2 protein-coding genes and 1 tRNA gene are annotated in these 7,486 nt (G+C 42.1%); 2 read left to right on the forward strand and 1 reads right to left on the reverse strand.

All coding sequences use genetic code 11. From position 1 onward, the window contains the following. Positions 1-27 precede the first annotated feature (27 nt). Positions 28-6,351, forward strand: coding sequence for a DUF5801 repeats-in-toxin domain-containing protein (locus tag BUA59_RS23160; protein ID WP_217653776.1), 6,324 nt, complete (start codon positions 28-30; stop codon positions 6,349-6,351). A 109-nt stretch (positions 6,352-6,460) separates the two neighbouring features. Here BUA59_RS23160 and msrA read toward each other — a convergent pair whose 3' ends face one another. Continuing rightward, positions 6,461-7,120, reverse strand: a complete 660-nt coding sequence (gene msrA, locus BUA59_RS23165; RefSeq protein WP_072842453.1) for a peptide-methionine (S)-S-oxide reductase MsrA — start codon at positions 7,118-7,120, stop codon at positions 6,461-6,463. 288 nt (positions 7,121-7,408) lie between these two features. Here msrA and BUA59_RS23170 point away from each other — a divergent pair. Continuing rightward, positions 7,409-7,485 (forward strand) — tRNA-Met (locus tag BUA59_RS23170). The last annotated feature ends 1 nt before the right edge of the window (position 7,486 follow it).

A 7,486-nucleotide genomic window follows, 5' to 3' on the forward strand; every position in this document is an offset into this window, starting at 1 on the left:
GCCGGTCTGGTTGATGGTGCGATCACCGTGAAAGCGGACGTGACGGATACAGCGGGCAACCCAGCGACAGACAGCGAAGTTGCGACGTTGGATGTTGTAGCAACGGCGGCACCTATTGTTGGTATTGTAGATGATGAAAATGATGATGGATTGATTAGCAAAGCTGAGTTAGGCAATGATGGAGTCCAAGTAAGTGTTACTGTGGATGGCAAAGAGCTGGAAGTAGGTGCAAATAGCTCGGTGACATTAAGCATCACGAATAACGGTGTCGTTAGTGTTGTGTCTTTATCTCTAATGGCAAACGATGATGGCTCTTATAAAGTTATCAGCTCAGACGAGAACGACACTCGTACTTACAGTTATAGTAATAACACGATTACATGGTCGGAAACTGTAGCTGAGGGAGCGAGTATTGATGTGATCGCAACGCAAACTGACAATGCTGGTAATGTGTCTGATGAGGGTAGAGATAGCGCGGTTGTAGATAATTTTACGTACACCGAAGCCGATACAGCTAATGGAATAGAGGACAACGTATTATCAGTGAATGCTGACAATGGCGTTTTATCTAATGATTCAGACTTGGATGGCGGGTTAACTGTCGCTTCTTTTACTGTTAACGGCGTAAGTTATGACGTTGATGCAATAACGCCTGTAGCTGTTGTTATTAAAGACGGTACTGGTGATGATGCGAAAGAGGTCGGTTCGTTAACACTTCGAGCTGATGGTTCGTACGAATTTGTGCCTACAGCAAATTGGTCTGGTGATGTTCCTACTGTTACCTATACAACATCGACTGGTGAAAGTGCGGATTTGGATATTAATGTCGTTCCAGTTGCTGATGCACCAAAAGTTGAGCTTACTATAACGGCTTTAGAATCGAATGATGACTCTAATGCTGGTGACATTACTCAAGTTAACGGTGGTAGTGGTCAGCCTGGTGGTTTTGATGTTCAAAATGGTCAAATTGTCAAAATTGGTGATGGTGTTAATTTATGGTTAACCAAAGGTGATCCTGAACCTGAAGTGATTGGTACCGGCTCTATTAAATACTATACCGATGGCAATCCTCATGGTGAGGCTGGTAAGTCAGATATATTTGTCGTTCATCCAGACAGCGGTTGGTTCTATACACAGTCTGATTGGAATGGGCGTGAGGAGTTAAGAGATCTTAATTCTGTATTAGGTGGATCTGTTTCTCAGCAGAGTTCTGATGCAATGAAGGATTATATTTTCTTATCAGGTGATACTACAGGTTTTGATGTAAGTTTCGGTCCAAATAATAGAAATAGTAATTTTAATACTATCGACAGTATTGTTGTTAAATATGATAACCAAACATTGATTAGTGGCAGCAATCAAATTGAAGGTGTTATCTATGGTAATGGCACTCTTGGCGGTCCTAATCAAGAGGATACAACCACTGAAACAATAGCTACTAGCCAAGAGTTTTTGATTGATGTATCAGCTGAACTTACCGATAGAGATGGTAGCGAAACACTTTCTGGTATTACGCTAACAGGTATTCCTGATGGCGTTGATGTCGAGCTTGTTGGAGCGCCTGATGGTGTTGAGCTCAGTCATAATGGTAGTGAGTGGGTGATTAGTAATCCTGATGGTAAAGATCTAACCGATATCCAGTTGAAAATGACTGTGCCGCAGAATTCTGATGCCTTCACTATTACAGCAAAAGCTACGTCAACAGAAGGTGTTGGTGGTGATAGTGCTATTGGATCTGCTACAGCTATGGATACTGCTCCTATTATTACAGTTGATGCTGATGTGCTTGCTGGTCTGGATGTGTTGACGGATGATTCTTACCTTCGTACTGCTGATGAGTCTGTTTCTACTGAAGTTGATTTCTCATCGGCCTTTGATGTTGGTTACGGCACCGATGGTCGTGGTGATGTTACTTACGAAATAAAACTTGAAGACTCTTCTGTTGTTACTGGTCTTATCATGACTAAAACGGGTGAGGCGATTAGTCTGTCGTTGGATGGCGGTAAATTAGTTGGCTTGACAGACAGTGGGGTTAAAGTATTCGAAGTTACTCTTGATGCTGATGGCAAGGTCTCTATGACCCAATACGAGGCGGTGTCTCATCCTGATGGCACTCAAGATAATGAAGAAATTACGTTAGAAGGTTTGGGCGTTAAGCTGCAGGTAACGGCGACGGATGCAGATAGCAATACGTCGGACGCTGATGTTGCTACGACAGAAATAGATCTTGGTGCACATCTCAAATTTGCAGATGATGGCGTAAGTATTTCACAAAATGCTGTGCCAGAGGATGGCTATCATGTTTCTACTGAGGGAGTAACACAAGTTGTCACTGGTAGTTATAGTTTTGCAGTAACTGGTGCAGCATGGAGCGCTTCAGATTCGGCAAGTTCTGGTCATACATTATCTCAATCGGATATTGCAAATTATCAAGCATCGGGCTTCACCATCAAGGCAATCGGTCTAAATGGTCAAGAAGCAACGGTCTTTGAAACGGATTATCGTGGCTTATCTGTTCAGAGCCATGATGTTGGTTCGAGTGTTGAGCTGCCAAGTGAAATTGCAGTAAGGGGTGGTGTATCTGAACAGCTTATTTTCAAACTTGAGCCAGGGCATTTAGCATTTGGTATTAATGTACAGTTAAGTTCTCTGTTCACCAAGGGATCACAAAGTGACAGTGAAGATGAAATCGCGAAAGTGGAATTTTATCGAGATGGGGTTCTGGTTGGTTCTAGTAATAATTTTGTTGCGGATGCTTCGGGTGGAAGCTTGGATCTTGCCAATTTAGATTCCGTTCCAGGAGGTTTTGATGAAGTTCGCTTTATGGCTGTGGATAATGGAACGGGTTCAGGTTTTAGTGATAACAGTGATTTTGCTGTTAGATCTATCTCTTTTATTGGGGCCGATTCTGCTCAGCCAATAGCAAGTGCGACTGGACAAGTAGAAGCTAACTCAGCTGATGGTATTGGTGATTTCAAACTAACTGGTTTGGTCGATGATTTAGGTTATACCGTTACGCTTAGTGATGATGGCCATACGCTTAAGGCTGTAGATGAAGATAATAAACCTGTTTTCGAAATTAAAATGAGTGGGGAAACTGGTACATGGGATGTCCTACAGTATCAGGAGATGACTCAGGATATTCAATTTACTGTTAAGGCGGTCGACAACGATGGAGACAGTGCTACTACAGTGGTTAGTCTTGGAACAGAGCGAGTTAACTCCGCTCCTGAGCTAACGTTTGTAGATGGTTCTGATTCTGCTGTTATTTCCGAAGAAGGTTTAGCTGATGGTAATCCAGACACTGTTGGTGATTCTGATACCACTAATAATGTGACTGCTACTGGTACCTTTACTGTAAGTGATGTTGATAGTGACGATACATTAACTGTGTCACTTGTTGCTCCTACTGAAGTTATAAAATCTGGTGGTGTAACACTGGTTTGGACAACGGATAGTAGCGGTGATTTGGTCGCTAAAGCGGGTGATACTGAGATTATTCGTGTAGCTCTTACTGACACAGATGGCCAACATGGTTATGTAGTTACTCTGAGTGGTCCTGTTGATCATGCTGATGCAACGTCGGAGGATACAGCTAGTATCAACTTTGGTATTGCAGTGAACGATGGTAGTACCACTTCTACTAAAGAGGTTACTTTGACTGTTGAAGACGATATGCCGATAACCGCTACGCTAGGTTCGGTTTCGGCAGACTTGACGGCAACAGTGAATACCTTGGCTATAGGTGGTCTTACGGTTGGTTGGTCAAATGCTCAAGGTGGAAACAATGCTATTAACAATGCACTAAGTGGACATGATGATGTCGTCAGTTGGGGGCAGGATAGTGCTGCCCAAAAAAGTAACTATACCTTTGATGATAATAATAATTTGATTGGAACGACGTCAGTGCCAGTTGATACTGAATTTTCACTTGGTACTTTTACGCACAATAACTTTGCGATTAATGCTGGAACAAGTATTAATTCCGTCAATCTAGATTTGTCATTTGATGTGGTTATCAATGGCCATCATGAGACAATTAACCACACTATTAAATTCAATCATAAGGAAACACCAAACGACGGAACTGCAGAGCAGAATCGAGATGAAATAACAATTGATGACGCTAGCAAAAAAGTTGAAGTTGAGATTGGAGGGGCTAAATATACTTTCGAAATTACTGGTTTTGTCGACAGTGAAGATAAAATGGTGACGGCTAATCAGGTGCTTTACACTAAAGAAGGTGAGTCAAATACTTTCACCTTGAAAGCTCAAATAGTATCAGACAATGATGCGCCTGATCTAACGGGTAAGGTGGATTATGATTTTGGTGCAGATGGGGCTGCTCAAACGGATGCTGTTGTTTGGAATAACGGAAATAACGTTATAACAAATAGCAGCGGCGATACCGAAGTTAAGGGTGAATTTGGTGTTCTAATTGTTAAAGCGGACGGTAGTTATACTTATCATTTAGATCAAGCCGCTTATAACCAGCTAGGAGATAATGATAAGAAAACAGAGGTATTCTCGTACACCCTTAAAGATGGTGATGGTGACACTTCTTCGTCTAACCTTACTATTAATATAAAGGGTGAGCTTGCTGAACAGAGGGTGAATTTGCTACCGGAAGCTACTGATGAAACGGTTACTCTAGATATTGGAAGTGTTTCCACTAACCTTGTATTGACCTTAGATGTATCTGGTTCAATGGTGGAAGGTAATGTAGGTAATACTGGAAAAACACGCTTTGAAATTGCTCAAGATTCATTGATTTCTACGATCAAGTCTTATCAAGCAATGGGCGAAACCAATATTAACCTGACATTGTTTGGTGCTAGCGCTAAGAACATAGGTTGGATGTCTGCGGATTCAGCTATTGATTATATCAATAAACTTGTTGTTACGTATCCTAACTATTACGTTAGACATGATGGTGTTGATCTTGATATAGATGCTGGTACAGATTACCTTCATGCTATTAACGGTACGACTAGTATAGACTTCACTGGACACGGTGCTGATCAGACTGTTGGTTACTTTATAACTGACGGGGATCCTCAAACTAACCAACATTCAGTTAATGATAGTAATGATGAGGCGATCATAAATTGGAAAGCATTTGTTGATCAGAATTACAATGATCTTAATGTGGTTGGGATTGGTAGTAACGTTTCTGATAAGTATTTGAAGCCGTTACAAGTAGAGGAAGGTAAGTCCCCATTAATTGTTAGCAATGAGTCAGGCTTGCAAGTGACGCTAGTAAATACAGTTCAGGCCAGTGTTAGTGGCGATGTCTCAGATAACGTTACTCATGGTAACGGGGCTACTAGTTACGATAGTATAAAGGTCGGTGATATCACTTATACTATCGATGGCAGCAACGGCACTACGAAGTTCCCAAGTGGCGGTATTGCACTGGATGGTCAAGGCGTTTTGGTGTTCGATTTCCAGACTGGCAAGTATACCTATACCGTAGGGGCTGAAGAGTTTAGTGATGACACTGTAAAAACATTCAATGTTAATGCGTCTGATGAGGATGGTGATTCTGTATCCTTGACTGTGGCTATCAATGTGAATCCTGAGCAGACCTTCTTTGAAGGTGTTGCCTCGTCTTTGATGACTGAAACGAAAAAGGCAATTGAAGATAATGCTGGCGGTCAAGATAACGATCAGGTTTATAAAGATTACGATTTCTCTGACGGTAGATATTTTGACACTGATAACTCAGGAACTATTGAGGGAAACAGCTTCAATAATACGATTTACGGCAATAATGGTAACGACCACATACTTGGTGATGACGGAAGCGATACTCTTTATGGTGGTAATGATAATGATTGGCTCGAGGGTGGAAATGGTCTTGATAAGCTTTATGGTGACTCTGGTAATGACTTGCTAGATGGCGGAAGTGGTAATGATTACCTTTCTGGTGGAGCAGGCAATGACATCTTAATTGGTGGCGCTGGTGATGATTCGTTACTTGGCGGCGAAGGTAACGACGTTCTAATTGGTGGTGCGGGCAATGATCAATTAACTGGCGGTGCTGGTCGAGACTTGTTCATTCTTGATCATGATTCTAAAGATACCATCACTGACTTTAATGCAAATGATGATGCTCTTGACTTGACCGATCTTTTATCTGGTGCCGAAGGTAAACCTGGGGAAGATGCCTCTGAAGATGCTATAGCGTCGTTCTTGAAAGATCATGTATCTAAAGATAGTAGTAGTTCGTTAACTGTTAGTGATGGTAGTGGGCATGGTGCTACCGTGAATTTAGACTCGGCTTCAACAGCTGACTCTATTAAAGTCATCTACAACGATCAAGAGTACAACATCAATATTGATGGTTAATCTGGGTCTAAATAGACGATACTAAAAAGGCCGAATCGTTTTGCGATTCGGCCTTTTCGTTTCTGTAACTTATTAGGTTAAAAAAGTGATTATTCCAATTACTTAAAAACTAAACGCCTAAGCCGATAGGGCAGCTCACACCCGTTCCTGCTAGTCCGCAGTAACCGTTCGGGTTCTTGTGAAGATATTGCTGGTGATACTCTTCAGCGAAATAGTAGGTATCGAGTGGTTCAATTTCTGTGGTGATCATGCCATGACCTGCGCTGATTAGCTCTTTTTGAAATGCTGCTTTGCTGGCTTCCACGATTGCCATATCTTTATCATTGGTTGTATAGATAACAGAGCGATATTGGCTGCCTATGTCGTTGCCTTGGCGCATGCCTTGGGTTGGATCATGGTTTTCCCAGAAAACCTTAAGTACGCCCTCTAACGAGATAATAGAGGTATCAAACACAACCTGTACGACTTCGCTATGTCCTGTTTGCCCAGAGCAAACTTCTTCATAGGTTGGGTTGGATGTAAAGCCACCTGCATAGCCAACAGACGTGACGATAACACCGGGAGTATTCCATAGCTTGCATTCGGCACCCCAGAAACATCCCATCCCAAGAATGATCTCGGATTCATTCGATTTTTCAGAGCGGATAAACGGTTCTTTGTTAACTGCGTGTATACCAGAGATTTTTAAAGGTGTGCTTCTACCTGGAAGAGCATCGGCTTCAGCTGGGATTGCTGACTTTTTAAGAATTGCTTCAATATTGCTGGGCATGTGTGTCTCCTAACCTGTTGGTCGAAAATATCGGATGGCTACCTTTTACCTTGCGGTAGCGGAGGATACAAGTATTTAAGCTTCTCTATATCTAATAAGAGGCTGAGTCTGTTTTATAGAGGTAAATAATGAGGGAGAAAGATTTTTTTTCAACTAATCCTATCTAGTTCTCTTGCAGTGCTTGACTCTTGGATTAATCTACCTATAATACGCACCTCGTTAGCAAGGGTTGAGCGAATTGGCTTAGCCAACAAGCATTGTGAATGGTTGTTGTTAACGATGATTAGTCGCGGGATGGAGCAGTCTGGTAGCTCGTCGGGCTCATAACCCGAAGGTCGTTGGTTCGAATCCGGCTCCCGCAACCAT

The organism is Marinomonas polaris DSM 16579 (genome assembly GCF_900129155.1).
GTDB classification, from domain to species: Bacteria; Pseudomonadota; Gammaproteobacteria; order Pseudomonadales; family Marinomonadaceae; genus Marinomonas; species Marinomonas polaris.